This window comes from Lacinutrix sp. 5H-3-7-4, assembly GCF_000211855.2.
GTDB lineage: Bacteria > Bacteroidota > Bacteroidia > Flavobacteriales > Flavobacteriaceae > Lacinutrix.
The window spans coordinates 840,922-860,273 of record NC_015638.1 but is presented as its reverse complement, the minus strand read 5'-3'; the positions used below and the strand labels follow the sequence as shown (position 1 = coordinate 860,273).

At 31.7% G+C, this 19,352-nt stretch carries 11 protein-coding genes; 5 read left to right on the top strand and 6 right to left on the bottom strand.

Features of this window, described 5'->3' with window-relative positions; all coding sequences use genetic code 11:
* The first annotated feature begins 389 nt into the window (after positions 1 to 389).
* Together LACAL_RS03780 and LACAL_RS03775 are read left to right on the top strand one after the other, a co-directional pair.
* Positions 390 to 1,373: a ribonucleotide-diphosphate reductase subunit beta gene (locus tag LACAL_RS03780; protein WP_013869378.1), complete on the top strand. Its 984-nt coding sequence runs from the start codon at positions 390 to 392 to the stop codon at positions 1,371 to 1,373.
* A gap of 217 nt (positions 1,374 to 1,590) precedes the next feature.
* On the top strand, positions 1,591 to 4,074 hold the full coding sequence (locus LACAL_RS03775; RefSeq protein WP_013869377.1) for a ribonucleoside-diphosphate reductase subunit alpha: 2,484 nt from the start codon (positions 1,591 to 1,593) through the stop codon (positions 4,072 to 4,074).
* 92 nt (positions 4,075 to 4,166) lie between these two features.
* Here the strand turns inward: LACAL_RS03775 and LACAL_RS03770 are convergent, their stop codons facing one another.
* The 3 genes from LACAL_RS03770 to LACAL_RS03760 all read right to left on the bottom strand — a co-directional run bounded on the left by LACAL_RS03770 (position 4,167) and on the right by LACAL_RS03760 (position 8,264).
* Positions 4,167 to 4,886: a DUF6503 family protein gene (locus LACAL_RS03770; protein WP_013869376.1), complete on the bottom strand. Its 720-nt coding sequence runs from the start codon at positions 4,884 to 4,886 to the stop codon at positions 4,167 to 4,169.
* An 81-nt stretch (positions 4,887 to 4,967) separates the two neighbouring features.
* Positions 4,968 to 5,822, bottom strand: a complete 855-nt coding sequence (locus LACAL_RS03765) for an OmpA family protein (RefSeq protein ID WP_013869375.1) — start codon at positions 5,820 to 5,822, stop codon at positions 4,968 to 4,970.
* Between the two features lie 147 nt (positions 5,823 to 5,969).
* Positions 5,970 to 8,264: an inorganic phosphate transporter gene (locus LACAL_RS03760; protein WP_013869374.1), complete on the bottom strand. Its 2,295-nt coding sequence runs from the start codon at positions 8,262 to 8,264 to the stop codon at positions 5,970 to 5,972.
* A gap of 287 nt (positions 8,265 to 8,551) precedes the next feature.
* On the opposite strand from LACAL_RS03760, the gene LACAL_RS03755 reads away from it, so the two are divergent.
* Entirely contained in the window at positions 8,552 to 8,905 is a 354-nt protein-coding gene (locus LACAL_RS03755) for a toxin-antitoxin system YwqK family antitoxin (RefSeq protein WP_013869373.1), read from the top strand.
* Between the two features lie 77 nt (positions 8,906 to 8,982).
* Here the strand turns inward: LACAL_RS03755 and LACAL_RS03750 are convergent, their stop codons facing one another.
* Together LACAL_RS03750 and LACAL_RS03745 are read right to left on the bottom strand one after the other, a co-directional pair.
* Positions 8,983 to 11,838 carry a TonB-dependent receptor gene (locus tag LACAL_RS03750; protein WP_013869372.1) on the bottom strand — a complete coding sequence of 952 codons (2,856 nt, stop codon included), beginning with the start codon at positions 11,836 to 11,838 and terminating at the stop codon, positions 8,983 to 8,985.
* A gap of 84 nt (positions 11,839 to 11,922) precedes the next feature.
* Positions 11,923 to 13,203 carry a hypothetical protein gene (locus tag LACAL_RS03745; RefSeq protein ID WP_013869371.1) on the bottom strand — a complete coding sequence of 427 codons (1,281 nt, stop codon included), beginning with the start codon at positions 13,201 to 13,203 and terminating at the stop codon, positions 11,923 to 11,925.
* Positions 13,204 to 13,406: 203 nt separating this feature from the next.
* Between LACAL_RS03745 and LACAL_RS03740 the strand changes: the two genes are divergently transcribed.
* Positions 13,407 to 14,747: a deoxyguanosinetriphosphate triphosphohydrolase gene (locus tag LACAL_RS03740; RefSeq protein WP_013869370.1), complete on the top strand. Its 1,341-nt coding sequence runs from the start codon at positions 13,407 to 13,409 to the stop codon at positions 14,745 to 14,747.
* On the opposite strand, the gene dxs is transcribed toward LACAL_RS03740, so the two are convergent.
* Positions 14,737 to 16,515 (bottom strand): 1-deoxy-D-xylulose-5-phosphate synthase, encoded by a 1,779-nt coding sequence (gene dxs, locus LACAL_RS03735; protein ID WP_013869369.1) that lies wholly within the window; start codon positions 16,513 to 16,515, stop codon positions 14,737 to 14,739. The genes LACAL_RS03740 and dxs overlap by 11 nt on opposite strands.
* Positions 16,516 to 16,654: 139 nt before the next feature.
* On the opposite strand from dxs, the gene LACAL_RS03730 reads away from it, so the two are divergent.
* Positions 16,655 to 19,306 carry a T9SS-dependent M36 family metallopeptidase gene (locus LACAL_RS03730; RefSeq protein ID WP_041301281.1) on the top strand — a complete coding sequence of 884 codons (2,652 nt, stop codon included), beginning with the start codon at positions 16,655 to 16,657 and terminating at the stop codon, positions 19,304 to 19,306.
* Positions 19,307 to 19,352 lie beyond the last annotated feature (46 nt).

The following is a 19,352-nucleotide window of genomic DNA, read 5'->3' as shown; positions in this document are numbered from 1 at the left end:
ATTTCTTACTCTAATCAAAAAGTGATATTAAGGGAATCACTTTTAAAAAGATTATGCTATTAATCAACCACTTTTAAAAAGGGTAAACAATATTTTGTTTTCCCTTTTTTGTTTGTACAAAATTTCCATTTTTTATTTCCTAATACATAAAAATAATGGAAAAAACAGATGTTTTTTTCAGTTTTTAAAACTCTAAAAAGTTATTAATTTGTTGAAAAGCTTTCAAGTCAATAAACGTCACTTGTAAGTCCACATTTCAACAATCGATGTTAAAAACTTTGATGACATTTACCGCTTTCTGTCTTTTAAAATCATAGATTTATTCTAATCTTTGTTAGTCCCAAGAATAACTAAATTTACATTTAATTTTTTATAATAAAATAGATATTATGTCTCAAGCTGTTGAACCAATTTTGCAAGAAAATAAAGATAGATTTGTAATTTTCCCAATACAACATCACGATTTGTGGGAATGGTACAAAAAATCTGAAGCAAGTATGTGGACTGCAGAAGAAATTGATTTGCACCAAGATCTTACAGATTGGTCAAGTAAATTAACAGACGACGAACGCTATTTTATAAAGCACGTGTTAGCATTTTTTGCTGCAAGTGATGGAATTGTAAATGAAAACTTAGCAGAAAACTTTGTAAACGAAGTACAATACAGTGAAGCAAAATTTTTCTATGGTTTCCAAATCATGATGGAAAACATACACAGTGAAACTTACTCACTTTTAATTGATACTTACGTAAAAGATGAAAAAGAAAAAGCAATGCTTTTTAATGCAATAGAAACATTTCCTGCCATTAAGAAAAAAGCAGAATGGGCATTAAAATGGATAGAATCTCCAAGTTTTGCAGAACGCCTTATTGCTTTTGCAGCAGTAGAAGGTATTTTCTTTTCTGGTTCTTTTTGTTCAATATTTTGGTTAAAAAAACGTGGTTTAATGCCTGGCTTAACATTCTCTAACGAGTTGATTTCTAGAGATGAAGGTATGCACTGTGATTTTGCAGTACACTTACACGAGCATCACTTAATTAATAAAGTTCCAAAAGAACGAATTAGAGAGATTTTAGTAGATGCTTTAAATATTGAAAGAGAGTTTATTACAGAGTCTCTTCCTGTAAGTTTAATTGGAATGAATTCTAAACTAATGTCACAATACCTAGAGTTTGTAACAGATGGTTTACTTCAAGACTTAGGCTGTGAAAAAGAATATGGTACAGCCAATCCATTCGATTTCATGGATATGATTTCGCTACAAGGAAAAACAAACTTCTTTGAAAAACGTGTATCTGAATACCAAAAAGCAGGTGTTTTAAACAAAGAAGAAGAAGAAAATAAATACGATTTTGGTTCAGACGATTTCTAGAATCAAATAACAAAAAATAATATATAGAATTGTTTTTTTAAATAATCTATAATGCTTTCTGTATTATAGGTGTAACTAAGACTGCCAATTTTATTTCAATATTACAACAGTAATAAATTTTAACTAGCTATTAATCAGTTTTTTACTAGTGTCTAAGTAATTAATTAACCTTCCTGAATTTGGTGATTTTCAGGAAACCCTAAAAAATGTGTAGAGTATGTTTGTATTAAAAAGAGATGGAAGAAAAGAGCCGATAATGTTCGATAAGATCACGGCAAGAGTACGTAAATTATGTTACGGACTAAACGAACTTGTAGACCCAATTAAAGTGGCAATGCGAGTAATAGATGGATTGTATGATGGTGTAACAACTAGTGAACTAGATAATTTAGCTGCAGAGCAAGCAGCAACAATGACTACTGCACACCCAGATTATGCGCGTTTAGCAGCAAGAATATCTGTATCGAACCTACACAAAAACACTAAAAAAACGTTTAGTGATGTAATGACAGATTTATACCAGTATGTAAACCCACGTACAGGTAAAAAAGCACCATTATTAAGTGATGAGGTGTATAATGTAATTATGGAAAATAAGGAGAAGTTAGATTCTGCTATTATCTATAATCGCGATTTTGGTTACGATTATTTTGGGTTTAAAACTTTAGAACGCTCATACCTTTTAAAAATTAATGGAGAAATAGCAGAGCGTCCACAACACATGTTAATGCGAGTATCTATAGGTATTCATATTAATGATTTAGACGCTGCTTTAGAGACTTACGAGTTAATGTCTAAAAAGTATTTTACACACGCAACACCTACACTTTTTAATTCTGGTACACCAAAACCGCAAATGTCATCTTGTTTTTTATTAACCATGAAAGACGATAGTATAGATGGTATTTACGATACTTTAAAGCAAACAGCAAAAATTTCACAATCTGCTGGAGGAATAGGTTTATCTATACATAATATTCGCGCAACAGGAAGTTATATAGCAGGAACAAATGGTACCAGTAATGGTATTGTACCAATGTTAAAAGTATTTAACGATACTGCAAGATATGTAGATCAAGGTGGAGGAAAAAGAAAAGGAAGTTTTGCTATGTACATCGAGCCATGGCATGCAGATATCTTTAACTTTCTAGATTTAAAGAAAAACCATGGTGCTGAAGAGTTACGTGCTCGTGATTTATTCTATGCTATGTGGATGCCAGATTTATTCATGAAACGTGTACAAGAAGATGCACAATGGACATTAATGTGCCCAAATGAATGTCCTGGATTATGCGATGTACACTCAGAAGAATTTGAAGCGCTTTATACAAAATATGAAGCAGAAGGAAAAGGAAGAAAGTCTATTAAAGCACGTGAGCTTTGGGAGAAAATTTTAGAATCTCAAATTGAAACAGGTACGCCTTACATGTTGTATAAAGATGCAGCAAACCGTAAGTCTAACCAAAAGAATTTAGGAACTATTCGTTCTTCAAATTTATGTACAGAGATAATGGAGTATACTTCAGAAGATGAAGTAGCTGTATGTAACTTAGCGTCTATAGCATTACCAATGTTTGTTAAAAATGGTGAGTTTGACCACAAAGAACTTTTCCGTATAACAAAACGTGTGACAAAGAATTTAAATAAAGTAATAGATAGAAATTACTATCCTGTAAAAGAGGCAGAAAACTCTAACTTTCGTCATAGACCAGTTGGTTTAGGTGTACAAGGTTTAGCAGATGCGTTTATAAAATTACGTATGCCATTTACAAGTGATGCAGCAAAACAATTAAATCAAGATATTTTTGAAACACTATATTATGCTGCAGTAACAGCTAGTATGGAAGAAGCGCAAGTAGATGGACCATACCAAACTTACGAAGGTTCACCAATGAGTAAAGGCGAATTCCAGCATAATTTATGGAATATTCAAGAAGATACTTTAAGCGGTCGTTGGGATTGGGAAAAATTACGTAAACAAGTAGCTAAACATGGTGTGCGTAACTCGTTATTAGTAGCGCCAATGCCTACAGCATCTACATCTCAAATTCTTGGAAATAATGAATGTTTTGAACCATACACGTCTAATATTTATACACGTCGTGTATTATCTGGTGAGTTTATTGTTGTAAACAAACATTTACTTGAAGACTTAGTAGATTTAGGACTTTGGAACGAGGATTTAAAGAATGAAATCATGAGAGCTAATGGATCTATACAACATGTAGAAAACATTCCTCAAGATATTAAAGATCTTTATAAAACTGTTTGGGAACTATCTATGAAAGATATTATAGATATGTCACGACAACGTGGTTATTTTATAGACCAATCTCAGTCTCTTAACTTGTTTATGGAAGGTGCAACTATGGCTAAATTAACATCTATGCACTTTTATGCATGGAAAAGCGGTTTAAAAACAGGAATGTATTACTTACGTACTAAAAGTGCAGTAGATGCTAAAAAAGTAACTATTTCTAGAGCTACAAAAGCAGCGCCTGTAACAAAAGAAGTAGCTGTAGATAATGATGGTGTTGCACAAAAGCAACAAACAGCAGCTAAAACAGCTGAGAAGTTTGCAAAGAAAACTACTGAAACTGAAACTGCAGAAGGTACGCCAATGAGTGCAGAAGAAATGAAAGCATTAATTGCACAAGCTAAAGAAGCTGAAGGTGACGATTGCTTAATGTGTGGTTCTTAAAAAAAGAAATAAGCCTACAATGTAGGATTATAAATAAGTGTTATTGAAAAAAGCATCCTGAAAAGGATGCTTTTTTTATAGAATAAAAATAATTAGTTTGATAAGTAATCAGTACCTAAATAGCTATCGTTTTTATTATAATACCAAGCACGGTTTTTAGGAAATTTTATATTATTAATCTCAACCTCTTCGGTAAGTAAAATATATTCTCCACTATCTTTTTTTAACTTGCCAGAATCGTCTGTTTTAAAAAACTGATAGATTTCCATTGCATAGGTTTTTGGGTTAAAATAAAAATACCAAACGTCACTACCAACAGTTTCATTATAAGTGACTTTTAAAACCAAATACGTTTTACCTTTAAAGGTTTTTTTCTCTACTGTTTCTGCTAAGTTTGTGCCTTCATCTTTTAGCTTCATTGGCAAGCCATATAAATAGGTGTAATAATCTTTATATAAGCTTGTCATTTCGCAATGCGAACGTTTGGGCTTTTCTTTTAAATTCGCAATACGAATCGAATCATTATTAGAGATAATGCATTTGCCTTTTTCCATAATATATGTTGAGGTTACAGTGTCTCTTTTAGCAATTATTTTAAAGTACTCTTCTGGTAAATTAATAGTTATTTTACTATTACGCTCTTTACCTTTAGGCATTTTCATTGTAACATTTAAATCGCTTTTAAAATGCTCCCATTTATTGCTAGGGTCGTGGTATTTTATAGCTTGGTTTAATAGCTGCTCGCCATTTAATGTTTGTGCATAATTTAATCCTGTAAAAAGGACTATGGCTATTTTAAATATATTTTTCATGTTTTAATTTTTTACAAATTACTAAAAATAAAAAAAGCACCTCTGTCGAGATGCTTAAAGAAATATATATAGTCTATAATATTAATCTGTTGATGCCATAAGGGCAAAAAACTTATCAATATTAGGGAGGAGAATTATACGTGTACGTCTATTTTTAGATCGTCCATCTTTAGTGTCGTTAGCAGTAAGTGGTTGGTAACTACTACGTCCTGATGCAATTAATTTTTCTGGAGATACACTGTATTCATTTTGTAATTTTCTTACTACAGATGTTGCTCTTAATACGCTTAAGTCCCAGTTGTCTTTTAATGTTGGAGTACTAATAGTTCTCGAATCTGTATGGCCTTCAACCATAACATCAATACTTGGCTCAGAGTTTATAACATCTGCCAATTTTTGTAATATATCATTAGCTTTATTACTTACTCTGTAGCTTCCTGTGTTAAATAACATTTTATCACTTATAGAAATCATTACTACAGTTTCGTCTATACTAACAGTGATGTCTTCGTCTTCATTTAAAGAGCTTGTATCTATTACTCTATTTAAGTTGTACTGTATAGCTAAATTCATAGAGTCTTTAAGTGTTTTCGCTTGACTTAATTTATTAGGGTCTACTTTAGCTAAAGTTTCTTGCATTTGGCGTTCTGTAAGATTAGAAGTCATTGTGCCACTAGTAGAAACAGTAAATCTAGAATCGTTATCTTTTTGTAAACCGTCTATATCTTGTGTTAAAGAATTTATTTTAGAATTATAATTGTCAACACGTTCTTGTATAGCTTGAAATTTAGATTCAAGTTCTTCTTTTTCTACTTTGGTTTTTGTTAGTTCACTAACAACTTCACCTTTTTCTTGTTCTAGCATTACGTATTTCTTTTTTGAAACACAGCTTGATAATAAAATTGCTGAAACAAATAAGATTGAAATTTTTTTCATATTGGATATTTTAGTTTATAATCTATACTTAATTACGGCTACACTATTTATATAGACTTTTTTAAAGTCGACTTTATGTTTATTTTAACGTTTAAATGCAAAAAGCCTCGACATTGCGAGGCTTTTAATTTTTGTATAAATAAAAGGTTATTCTTCTTCTGTAGAGATTTTTGCTGGCGGTACAGAGCTATCATGAGCTTTATGGTACTCTTCTAAAAGGTTCATAGTAGCGTTTAATAAATCTTTAGTTTCTAATAGTAACCCAAAATATAAAGTTGTGTTTTTAGGGCTAGACTCTTCGCTACGTGTTCGTGTTACTTGTTTTGCAATTTTGTCTTTTACAAAGCTAAATACTTCAATTTTTCTATTTAAAATTTTACCAATTTGTTCGAAAGAGTGAGAATCGAAAGCTGTTTTTATATCAATAAACAAGCTTTCTAAAGCTTCATCAATTTCTTTAAGCTCTTTTATTTGGCTAAATTTTAATTTTTTGTGGTTGTTATGTATGTGTTTATGGCTTGTGTTCGAGATATACTCTAACGACTGTGCCATATCTTGAAGATAACCTAATATATTTATGTAAAAGTTACTTGCGCTTACACTAGCTTCATCTAAGTTTTTAATAAAATAGAAAATGTTATCTCTTAAATCATCTACCTCATTAGAGAGTTTAGATACTTGTTTTTTATTCTTTTTTAAAGATGATAAATCTTGTTTTGCTAAACCGTTTATAGCGTTAGAATAAATTCTATTTCCTCTTTTTACAACATTAGCAATATTTGATGCGCTTTCGTGTATTACACCTTGTACCGAGCTGCTTTCGGCTTTTGTTAAAGTGTCTTCAGCTTTTAAAACTTTAGCTTTTTTATTATGTGCTATATAATTTCTTACTAATAATATAATGGCTAATAGTAATAAAATAGGAGTCATTACTTTTACATTCCAACTTAACAAAAATGCAATAATAGCAGCAGCTGTAAATGCAACTAAAGCAGTAAAAAACCAGCCACCAATAACATTTATAACTCCAGCAACTCTATATACAGCACTTTCTGCTCCCCAAGCACGATCTGCTAAAGAGGTTCCCATTGCAACCATAAATGTGACATAGGTTGTAGATAATGGTAATTTCATTGAAGTAGCTATAGATATTAGCACTGCTGCAACCATTAAATTAACAGCTGCTCTAACTAAATCAAAAGCAGGCGCTTCTTCTTTTTCAGAAGGTAAAAGTTCTGGTTGTTTAAATTGCTTTTCAATTTTTGCCTGGATTTTTTCTGGTAAAACATAGGCTGTAGCTTGAGAGGCTAATACAGCAAATCTAACAAATGATCTTGATAAAAAGTTAGGCTTAAAACGTTCTTTAGTGCTGCTTTGGCTTGATAAATCTATAGATGTTTTTACGACGTCTTTTGCTTTACTTGAGAACCATAATGTTGCAACCATTATCATTCCTGCAATAAATAAAAGGTATGATGGTGTAGAGACTTTGCCTTCTAAAAAAGACATACCAAATTCATTGGCAGGTACACCAGAGGCTAGCCAAACTTCATACGATTTTAAAGCAGTAATTGGTACACCTATAAAGTTTACTAAATCGTTACCAGCAAACGCAAGTGCTAGAGCAAAAGTACCAACTAGTATAATTATTTTATATATGTTTTGTTTTAAAACAGTCATTAATAAAAATGAAATACCTGTACATATAACTAAGCTAATTGCAACAATGTTTAAAACGTGACTTTCTAAATAATCTTTAATCGTTAAACCTTGAGTAAAGCTAAAAGTATCGTCTGCAAAAGGAGTTCCTTTTATACCTTTTATAAAAATAAAATAGGTTAAAGACGATAGTGCAACACCTCCAAAAAGCGCACCAACCCAAGCCGATTTTTCTTGAAAGTTATATGATAATAAAACTCTGGTAATCCATTGTATTATAGCTCCTATTGAAAAAGCAATGACGACAGATATTAGTATTCCTATAATAATTTCTGTAGCTTTCGATGTGTTAATATAGTTTATTAAATCTGAAGTATTTTCGTTAGCTTCCCATACCTTTAGTAAAGCAACAGCAACTGCGGCTCCTAATAACTCAAAAACAATAGATACTGTTGTAGAAGTTGGCATACCAACTGAGTTAAAGAAATCTAATAGTAAGATATCCGTAATCATTACGGCCATGAAAATAACCATGATTTCACTAAATACAAATTGATCTGGATTAAAAATTCCTTTTCTAGCGACTTCCATTAATCCACTAGAAAATATGGCTCCAACGGCAACACCTATACTGGCAACAATCATTATTGTTTTAAATGAAACTGCCTTTGAGCCAATAGCTGAATTTAAGAAGTTTACAGCGTCGTTACTAACGCCAACTACTAAATCTGCAATAGCTAAAAGTGCTAAAGCAATTATCATAAACAGATATAAGTTTTCCATTGAATGTGTTTAGTTTACAGAAAAACAAATTTCATATTTTTAATTCAACGCGATGTTAATTTAATGTTATGTTCTTTTCATTTTTTGATTTTTTTAAAGGCAAACAAACGTAGACCAGGAGTGTTTATTTATTAATTAGTGTCTAATTATTTGTTAAAATTAAAACACTAAAACACTATAAATCAATTAATTACAGGTTTAATGTAAATTTAATGTTACGTAAATGTTTATTTATTGTGAAATATTAGCTATATTTGTAAATATAATATTAATAAAACCCAAAGAAGATGAGAAATATTTTAACAGTTTTAATGCTTTTGGCATTTACTATAACATACGCACAAGAAGTTAAACCTAAATTTGAGAAAAACGGTGATCAAACCGAAGCAACTTTTTACCATGATAATGGAGAAGTAGCTCAAAAAGGTTTGTTTAATAAGAATAATAAGCTACAAGGTGTTTGGACAAGTTTTGACGCTCAAGGTAATAAAGTTGCTTCAGGTACTTATAATAATGGAGTAAAAGTTGGTAAATGGTTTTTTTGGAATAACGAAACTTTAAAAGAAGTAGATTATATTAATAATGCTATTGCTAATGTTAGTGAGTGGCAAACTAAAGATAGAGTTGCAGATAATAACTAACAATCTCTTATTGTATAAAACAAAAAAAGCGCTTAGATATATCTAAGCGCTTTTTTTTATTAATTGAGTTTTATTTTTTAAAACTTATACGAATAACCTAAAGATATTTCTGTTCCTGGGTTTCTAGAAGAGAATATTTGATCTTCTGCACCAAAAGATTCATAGAAACTTTCTCTCTTATCTCCTAAAATGTTATTTACTTTTAAATCTATTGCAGACTTATTGTCTTTACCAAAAGTTTTGTTTAAAGTAAAGTTCAAGCTGTTAAAGGGTTGTGTGTATACATCTGGAATATCTCCTGTACCAACAACTTCTAGTGTGCTTCCTTGAACATTATAAAATAAACCAGCTCTAAATCCTTTGTCATCATCATTATAATCTAAACCAGCATTAATTAGGTATGGAGATTGACCTTGTAAATCTCTAGTATCATCAATAGTTTCTCCATCTCTTGCATTTGCTACTCTACGGTTAAATTCTTGATCTGTCATTTGTAACTTAGAGCTAATGATAGAAACATTTGCATTGAATTTAAATTTTTCGAATCCATTAGAAATAAATCCTAAATTTTGTCTAAACTCTACTTCACCACCAATTACTGTAGCATCTCCTAAGTTAGCAACTGTAAGTTGTTTAGGTGCTTGAGGGAAAAACGTTAATTCTATAGGGTCTGTAAAGCTTTTGTAAAATCCACTAAAAGCAATCATTTGTCCTTTTTCTCTAAACCACTCATATCTCACATCAAAGTTGTTAATGTATGTTGGTCTTACAGAATCGAAAGTGTTATTGTTTAAACCTCCAATAAAAAATCTATTTGTAATAGGATCAAAAATTTGTGCTGTAGAAGCTTCTTTAAAAGAAGGTCTTGCGGTTGTACGAGAGTATGAAGCTCTTAAGTTTGATTGCTCTGTAAGCGCATAAATTAAGTTTCCAGAAGGAAAGAAATCAAACTCATCTATAGTTTTTATTCCAGTTACATTTTCTTCATTAACTACACCTGTATAGAATAATGAAAATTGTTCTGTTCTTAAACCTAAAATAATTTTAAAAGCTTCAGTTGCATTAAATTCATTTGAAATAAACATTGATGCTACATTGTATTCACCTTCATAAGAGTTTTCTGGTTGAAAAATATTGTTAGGATCTAAGTAAGTTCCAGTACCTGTTGCAGGAGTCCAAATGTTTTCTTCAGCTAAAATAGTATTTACATCACCATTTAAAACATTAGGTGAAGTTGTTTCAAATAAATATTGATCAGAATTAAAATCACGATATTTAAATGTGTAACCACCACCAAATTTTAATTGTGCAGGCCTGTTAAACAGTTCGTATTTCTTTTCAAGTTTAGCATTTGCTACCCAGCTTTCTTCAGATAGGTTTCTCCATATTCTTGTTGGGTTTCCAACAGAACTTGGATCTATTTGATATTGTATATCATCTCCAACATCAACAATTCTTAATGCTGTAGCTCTATGATCTTTATCTTGAACAGATGAAAAAGACGGAGAGAATACCCAATCCATTTTCCATCCTGAGTTAGAATCTAATGTGTGTTCACCAGCTAATGATAAGTTTGTAATAGACCTTTGAGTATAAGTAAGCTCATCTCCCGTAGCATTTAATAAACCACCACCAGCATTATCTTCACTAATTACTAAATCGTATTTACCAGCAGTAGATTCTCCATTTTGAATGTGTAATCCTGTTAATTTATACTTTGAATTTTCAGTTTTAAATGTAAGCCCTAATAATGTATTCATTAAAACTTCATTAATACCTGAAGATCCTTTTACGGTTCTATTTATACCTAATTCGTTTACAGAAGTATCAAAACGGTTTCTTATATAAGCACCATCTTCTCTGTCTTCATAAAACTTAGTATTGTTTTTGTAAGAAAAAGAGGCTTGATAACCTATACGGTTAGTTTCTCCAACATCGTATTGGTTTCCTAAAGTAAATCCAAAATTGTAATTAGGGTTACTAGTTTCTGTGTCTGCACCTAATTGTGAGTTAAAGCGCTTTGTTAAACTAGTTAATAGTTGTTTGTTTTCAAATGTACCAGGAATTGGTTGGTATCGATTTATTTTTCTATTTCTAAGTCCGTTATCATAGCCTAAGAAATCGGTATTACTTCCTTCGTAAGATAAGTAGTTGTCTTTAAAGTGCATATCTGGATTATAAGAAGCACCAACAGACAGAGAATACTCTGCTTTTGTAGGGAAATCTTTGGTAACAATATTAACAATACCACCAGTAAAATCGGCTGGATATTCTGCAGAAGCAGATTTTAATACAATTACGTTGTCAATAATATTAGTAGGAAAAATATCCATTGGTATTGTATTTCTATCTGGATCTAAACCAGGAATGTCAACACCATTTAAAATAGATTTTGTGTAACGATCTCCAAGACCACGTACATATACGTATTTACCGCCTTGAACAGATACTCCTGGTACACTTTTTACAGCGGCAGCAATGTCTCCTGCTCCTGTTTTTTTAATGCTTTGAGCAGAAAGCCCATCTAGCATTACAACAGATTTTTTTTGAATATTTAATAACGCGCTTTCTGTATTACGTTTCGCTGTTGTAGTAATAACAACTTCGTCTAACGCATTTTCTGAAGCGTTTAATGTTACAGTTAAATCTGTAACACCATCTGCAGTAATTACTACATCGCTAATTTCGGTTGTTTGATAACCAACAAATGAGAATACAAGTGTGTATGTTCCTGCATCTAACTCTAATTGGTAATTACCATCAAAATCTGAAGTGGTACCAGTAGTAGTACCTTTTACTAGAATATTTGCAAAAGATAACACATCATTAAATTCACCATCAATTACTTTTCCTGCAACTTTTCCAGTTTGAGCAAAGGAAATAGAAGTAGCAAAAAGTAGGATTAATGAAAGTATTTTTGTTATTTTTTTCATTTTGAAGTTTATAATTAAAAAAAATACTGCTCACACCCATTAGTAGGTTATGAGCAGCATTTTCTGTTTTTAAAGGTTTGTTTATTAGAATCCTAATCCACCAGCAGTATTTGCATACGTCCAGTTAAGGTTTGCTGTATTTGCTCCAGTAGTTTGAGAACCTTCTGTTACAGCAGTAGCTTCAGATCCAAATCCTGTAACTGTTACAGTTGTTGCTTTATTTACAAAAATATCTTCTACAGCAGTTACACCAGATGGTAAAGCAATTTCCCAGTTGTTAAATGTTACTAAACCATTGTTATAGTTAGTTGCAACTCCATCATTATCTAATTCTACATCTGAAGAATCTCCAAATCCGTAAGCGTAAACGTTATTAGTAATAGATTGTGTGTTACTTCTATAATCTGCATATTCAGATCCAATTGCACCATTACCAATTAAAGTAAGGTCTGTTAAAGTACATGTTCCATTAATAGATCCTTCTGGTCCATCAATTTCTAAAGCATGGTCAGAGTTATCTCCTAATATAACTACAGCATTACTAATTGTTCCAGAGTAAGCTTGGTCAACATCGATAGCGTCATCTCCTTGAGCCCAAACTAATAAGTTAGAAGCGTCAACAGTACCACCAAAAAACTCGATTCCGTCATCCTTGTTTCCTATAACTTCAACATTGTCTATAACTGTACCGTTACCAACAGATCCAAGAGTTAAACCGTTAATTTCGTTTCCTTCTCCTAATAAAGAACCACCGTGACGAATAGAAATATATCTTAAAATTCCAGAGTCATCATTATCAATAGCAGGATCGTCACCAGGACCGTATAGTCCAAAAGAATCACTTGCAGGAATTCCTTCTATTTGAACTTCATTTACGTTTCCAGGAAAAGAACCGGTAGCTCTACCTAATACAATTATACCACCCCAAAGACCAATATTATTTTCATTTAAGTTAGTACCAGAAGTTGATCCTATTTCAATATTATCTGCTTCAGAAGTAAAAATAATTGGCTCTGTAGCAGTACCTTCTGCAACTAATCTTCCTCCTCTAGCAACGATTAATGCAGAAGATAAAGATCCTGTACCTGCTCTACCTTTAATTATAGTTCCCGGCATAATAGTTAAAGTTACACCTTCTTGTACAACAACTTTTCTATCTAATATATAGCACTTATCTGCAGTCCAAGTTTCATCAATAGCAATTCCTCCAGACTTTACTATACAGTCATCGCTAGAACCATCTTCTGAGTTGTTGTTATTTATTATTGTAGTTTCCTCTACAACAATAGGAGTGTCGTCATCTTGAATACATCCTGTGAATGCTAAAGCGCTTACTGCTAATGCAGATAATAATAATTTTTTCATTGTATTGTTTTTTATGTGTGTTGTTTTAGTTTAAAATCTCGGTGCAAAGAAAGTTACATGTTGTAAAGTTTAGGTTAATTTAGGGTTAAACCTTTTTCACTAAAACGTTAGTGTAATGTTACCAAAGAGAAAGAGTTTTTGTTAATTCGAAACATTAAATTAACATTGAAATTTATATCTTGCATTTATATTAAAACTTAAAAATGAACTGGGAACAACTATTGTCTTTAAAACGTTTTGGTGATACAAATAAGAGATTACGAAAAGAACAAGATGAAACACGTTTAGGGTTTGAGGTAGATTACGACCGTATAATTTTTTCATCAGAATTTAGAAGTCTACAGGATAAAACACAAGTTATTCCTTTGTCTAAAACCGATTTTGTGCACACAAGATTAACACATAGTTTAGAAGTTAGTGTTGTTGGGCGTTCTTTAGGAAGACGCGTGGGTCAAAGAATTTTAGAGAAACATCCACATTTGCATGAAATTCATGGTTATCAAGCTCATGATTTTGGAGCTATTGTTGCAGCAGCAGCATTAGCACACGATATTGGTAATCCACCATTTGGACACTCTGGAGAAAAAGCAATTGGAGAGTTTTTTAAATCTGGAAAAGGAAAGGATTTTAAAAATGATTTAAATAATAAGGAGTACCAGGATTTATGTGATTTTGAAGGAAATGCTAACGGATTTAAAATTGTAACACAAAGCAGAAAAGGGAGAGCTGGAGGTTTAAGATTAAGTTATGCAACTTTAGGAGCGTTTACAAAATACCCAAAAGAATCTTTGCCTAAAAAGCCTACAAGCCATATAGCAGATAAAAAATATGGTTTTTTTCAAACCGAAAGAGAATCTTTTTTAGAAGTTGCTCAAGAATTAGGTTTAGAAAAAAGAAGTGAAAAAAATATAAGTTTCGCAAGACATCCTTTAGCTTTTTTAGTCGAAGCTGCAGATGATATTTGTTATACAATTATTGATTTTGAAGACGGTATTAATTTAGGTTTAATACCAGAGGCCTTTGCTTTAGAGTATTTAATTAATTTGGTTAGAGATAAAATTAAAACCGAAAAATATCAAGTGCTTTCAAATAAAGAAGATCGTGTTAGTTATTTAAGAGCTTTAGCTATAGGATCTTTAATAGATGAAGCTGTTGAAATGTTTATGAAACATGAAGAAGCAATTTTATCTGGTGTATTTAATGAAGCGTTATTAGATAGGAGTAAATATGAAGCCCAAATAAATGATATTATAAAGCTTAGTATAGATAAAATATATAAATCTACAGAAGTTGTAGATAAAGAAATTGCAGGTTATGGTGTATTAAGTACATTGTTAGAGACATATACTATTGCAGTAAATAATTGTTATAATAATACAGCTTCTAATTATGATGAGCTTATTTTAAAAGGCTTACCCAAAACTATAAAAATAAACCAAGAGAGTTTATACGAGCGTTTGTTAGGCGTATGTCATTACATTTCTTTACTTAGTGATAGCCAAGCAATATTACAATACAAGAAAATTAAAGGATTTAGTTTTTAGACAGTAGTTTAACTAAAAAAGCTTTTAGTGAATTATTGTCTAAGCCTATAGATTTAAGTAATTCACTAACTGTACCATGTTCAATAAAAATATCAGGAATTCCTTTTACATAAATATCGTTTTTATAGTTATTTTCTGCTGCAAATTCTAATATCGCACTTCCAAAACCTCCTTTTATAGTTCCGTTTTCAATAGTAACAATTGTTTTGTGTGATTTAAAAACTTGATGCAATAAGTTTTTGTCTAGCGGTTTAATAAATCTCATGTCGTAGTGCGATATACTGCTTAATGATTTAGTGTTTTCTATAATTTTTTCAATATTTATCGCCATAGTACCTATAGATAAGACAGCTACTTTTTTACCTTCTCTTAAAGTTTGTCCGGTTCCAATTTTAATTTTAGAAAAAGGTTTTTGCCAGTTAATAATAGAACCACGTCCGCGAGGATACCTAATTGCTATAGGTTGTTTTAAATTAAATTGGGCAGTGTACATAATATTTCTTAATTCAATTTCATTTCGAGGAGCGAAAATAATTAGATTAGGTATACAGCGTAAATAACTTATATCAAAAACACCGTGATGCGTAGCGCCATCTTCTCCAACAATTCCAGCTCTATCTAAGCAAAATATTACAGGTAATTTTTGTAATGCAACATCATGTATAACTTGGTCATAAGCACGTTGAAGGAATGTAGAGTAAATATTGCAAAAAGGAACCATGCCTTTGGTAGCCATTCCGGCAGCAAAAGTTACAGCATGCTGTTCTGCAATACCTACATCAAAAGCACGATCGGGTATTTCTTCCATCATAAATTTTAATGAGCTTCCTGTTGGCATTGCAGGAGTAATACCTATAATTTTATTGTTTTTGTTAGCTAACTCAACAATTGTATGTCCAAATACATCTTGAAATTTTGGAGCTTGTATTGTTTTTTCTTCAATATATAAATCACCAGTTTTTGCATCAAATTTTCCAGGAGCATGATAGGTAATCTGGTTTTCTTCTGCTTGTCGTAATCCTTTACCTTTAGTAGTAATAACATGTAGAAATTTTGGACCTGTTACACGCTTTAGCCGCTCTAATTCTGAAATTAAAAGCGGTAAGTTATGTCCATCAATAGGGCCAGAATAATTAAAATTTAATGCTTCAAAAATATTATCTTGTTTTTGAGTTCCTTTTTTTACGTTTGTAAGATATTGTTTTAACGCACCTACACTAGGGTCTATACCAATAGTATTATCATTTAAAATAACTAGTAGATTGCAATTAGTTACACCTGCGTGATTTAAACCTTCAAAAGCCATACCGCTTGCTATTGAAGCATCTCCAATTATAGCAATATGATTGGTATTTAAATCGTTATTTAATTTAGCGGCTATAGCCATGCCAAGTGCAGCAGATATTGATGTTGATGAATGGCCTACACCAAAAGTGTCAAATTCACTTTCATCGCGTTTAGGAAAACCACTGATACCTTTAAACTGCCTATTGGTGTGAAATACATTTTTTCTCCCTGTTAAAATTTTATGTCCGTAAGCTTGGTGTCCAACATCCCAAATTACTTGGTCTTTTGGAGTGTTAAAAACATAATGTATAGCGATTGTAAGTTCAGCTACACCTAAACTAGCACCTAAATGTCCTGCTTTAGTGGCTACAGCTTCTATAATAAATAGTCTTAATTCTTTAGTTAAAAAGAGCAAGTCGTCAATATGCAATTGCCTTATGGAATCAATAGAATTTATAGTATTTAAAATCGACTTGGACATATAAAAATAAAAGGATGTAAAATTATTAAAATTATAGGGTATTCCTCAAGAAAACTACAATTATTTCAAGGTTTAATTATAAAAAGTGTAAGTAATGTTTATATTTGAGACTTATTATAAAAGTTTTGTTAAAAAAATTATGAAAAAGGATTACAAATGTACATTTAGTTTCTTCATTTTGCTTTTATGCATGCAATTTGGATATGGACAAAATAAGTTAATCGAAAATAAATATGGGTCAATTATAGAAAATTGGTTAGAACTAGAAAGAAGTAACTATGGATTACAAGTTAGTGATATTTCAGATATAAATATTAGTGATGTATTTTTTTCTAAAAAGACAGAGGTTGATCATGTGTATTTAAACCAAGCATATCAAGGTGTAAATATTTATAATGCGATATCTAGTGTAGCAATAAAAAACAATAGAGTTTTTTATTTTGCAAATGCATTTGTTGCTAATTTAAATTCTAAAATTAATACAGTAAATGTTTCAATTACCCCTCAAACAGCTATAGAATCTGTTGCTGTTAAGTATAATTTAGGAGTAGTTAATAATTTACAAGCTGTTAATAGTCAGAACAATAAGCACTTGTTTACCAATGGAGGTGTTTCTAAAGACGAAATTCCAGTAGAGTTAGTATATCAAAAAGTTGAAGATGGGAGCTTAAAATTAGCTTGGAATTTAAGTATTAGAACTAATGATGGAAAAAACTGGTATAGCGTAAGAGTAGATGCTGTTACAGGTGAAGTTTTGGATACATATAATTGGATTGTATCTTGTGATTTTGGAGGTTCAAATCATGAAAACCATAATCATTCAAATACTAAGCAAATTAATTTGTTTAAGCAAGAAACTGCTTCTATGCTAGATGGTTCTCAATATAATGTATTTCCTCTTCCAATAGAGAGTCCTAATCATGGCAATATTCAGTTAGTTATAGATCCGTCAAATATTGTAGCATCCCCTTTCGGGTGGCATGATACAGATAGTGCATTAGGTGCAGAATTTACAATTACTAGGGGAAATAATGTCTATGTTCAAGAAGATGTTAATGGAGATGATGGTACGGGTTATTCGACTGATGGAGGAGCGACTTTAAATTTTAATTTTCCTTTCAATCCAAACCAGGAGCCTTTAGGGTATCAAGATGTGTCTTTAACAAACTTGTTTTATATAAATAATGTAATGCATGATATATGGTATCAATATGGTTTTGATGAGGTTAGTGGGAATTTTCAAGAGAATAACTATGGGAATGGAGGTGTTCCTGGAGATTATGTTTTTGCAGATGGACAAGACGGTAGTGGTTTAAATAATGCTACATTTGGAACACCTCCTGATGGAGGTAATCCGGTAATGACTATGTTTTTGTGGTCTGCTGTTGGCTCTGCGGGTCAGCCTCTAACTATAAATAATTCATCTGTTTCAGGGAACTATACGGCAACAAATTCCACATTTGGATCGCCATTGTCGCCCAACCCATTAACAGCAGATTTAGCCTTAGTTGTTGATGATAATTCTGGAGGTGTTAGTTCAGATTCAAATGATGCTTGTGACACAATTATTAATGGAAGTGCTTTGCAAGGGAAGATAGCAGTTATATTTAGAGGCAATTGTGAGTTCGGTTTTAAAGTTTTGAGTGCTGAAAATGAAGGAGCTATAGGTGTTATAGTTGTAAATAATGTTTTGTCAGACCCTATAACCATGAGTGGAGGAGCTGTGGGAGATCAAGTTTCAATACCTTCTATAATGATTGGCTTTTCAGATGGGCAATCTATTGTAGCAGCCTTAAATAACGGCGAAACTGTTAACGCTTCATTGGTAGCGGCACCACCATTTCAAAGAGATGGAAGCTTAGATAATTTAATTGTAGCACATGAGTATGGGCATGGCATATCTTCTAGATTAGCTGGTGGTCCATCAAGTACAGGTTGCTTAAGTAATGCAGAACAAATGGGTGAAGGTTGGTCAGACTGGTTTGGATTAATGATCACAATGACAAGTACAGACTTGAGTACAGATGCAAGAGGTATTGGAACTTACGCAATAACTCAGCCTGTAGATGGTCAAGGTATAAGGCCTTTTCCTTATAGTACAGATACTACTACAAACCCTTTGACTTATGCAGATACTAATAACACAGCAGCAATTTCTCAGCCGCATGGTATAGGTACAGTTTGGGGAACAGTATTATGGGATTTAACATGGAAGTATATCGATAAATATGGTTTTGATTCTGATATCTATAATGGTACAGGTGGTAATAATAAAGTTATGCAGTTGGTTTTAGATGGTTTAAAAATGCAAGTATGTGGTGCTGGTTTTGTAGATGGGCGTGATGCGTTATTAGCAGCAGACTTTGCGACTACTGGAGGTGAAGATCAATGTTTAATTTGGGAGGTTTTTGCAGCAAGAGGATTAGGTGTAAATGCAAGTCAAGGAACTTTTTCGTCTAGAACAGATCAGGTTGAAGATTTTACTATGCCAGATCCTTCTTCTCCATCATTACAAAACTGTACAACATTAAGTGTCGATGAGTTTAATTTAGAGAGTCAATATTCTATATATCCAAACCCAGCAAACAATGAAATTAATATAAGTTCTAAAAAGAACTTTGGAGAAGTAGTTGTAACTCTAACAGATATTAATGGTAGACAAGTTTTAACTCAAACTGTTGAGCTTAGAGATTTTGTAAATATTAATATAGATGCTTTACAATCAGGAATGTATATTCTAACGATTAAAGGAGAGAATATTATAACAAATGACAAAATAATTAAAAATTAAAATCAGTTTTAAATAATTTTTGAAAGGCTGCTTTTTTAAGCAGTCT

Excerpts from the sequence above, each read along its gene's own strand:
- LACAL_RS03780 (WP_013869378.1), top strand. The coding sequence starts at position 390 with ATGTCTCAAGCTGTTGAACCAATTTTGCAAGAAAATAAAGATAGATTT.
- LACAL_RS03775 (WP_013869377.1), top strand. The coding sequence starts at position 1,591 with ATGTTTGTATTAAAAAGAGATGGAAGAAAAGAGCCGATAATGTTCGAT.
- LACAL_RS03770 (WP_013869376.1), bottom strand. The coding sequence starts at position 4,886 with ATGAAAAATATATTTAAAATAGCCATAGTCCTTTTTACAGGATTAAAT.
- LACAL_RS03765 (WP_013869375.1), bottom strand. The coding sequence starts at position 5,822 with ATGAAAAAAATTTCAATCTTATTTGTTTCAGCAATTTTATTATCAAGC.
- LACAL_RS03760 (WP_013869374.1), bottom strand. The coding sequence starts at position 8,264 with ATGGAAAACTTATATCTGTTTATGATAATTGCTTTAGCACTTTTAGCT.
- LACAL_RS03755 (WP_013869373.1), top strand. The coding sequence starts at position 8,552 with ATGAGAAATATTTTAACAGTTTTAATGCTTTTGGCATTTACTATAACA.
- LACAL_RS03750 (WP_013869372.1), bottom strand. The coding sequence starts at position 11,838 with ATGAAAAAAATAACAAAAATACTTTCATTAATCCTACTTTTTGCTACT.
- LACAL_RS03745 (WP_013869371.1), bottom strand. The coding sequence starts at position 13,203 with ATGAAAAAATTATTATTATCTGCATTAGCAGTAAGCGCTTTAGCATTC.
- LACAL_RS03740 (WP_013869370.1), top strand. The coding sequence starts at position 13,407 with ATGAACTGGGAACAACTATTGTCTTTAAAACGTTTTGGTGATACAAAT.
- dxs (WP_013869369.1), bottom strand. The coding sequence starts at position 16,515 with ATGTCCAAGTCGATTTTAAATACTATAAATTCTATTGATTCCATAAGG.
- LACAL_RS03730 (WP_041301281.1), top strand. The coding sequence starts at position 16,655 with ATGAAAAAGGATTACAAATGTACATTTAGTTTCTTCATTTTGCTTTTA.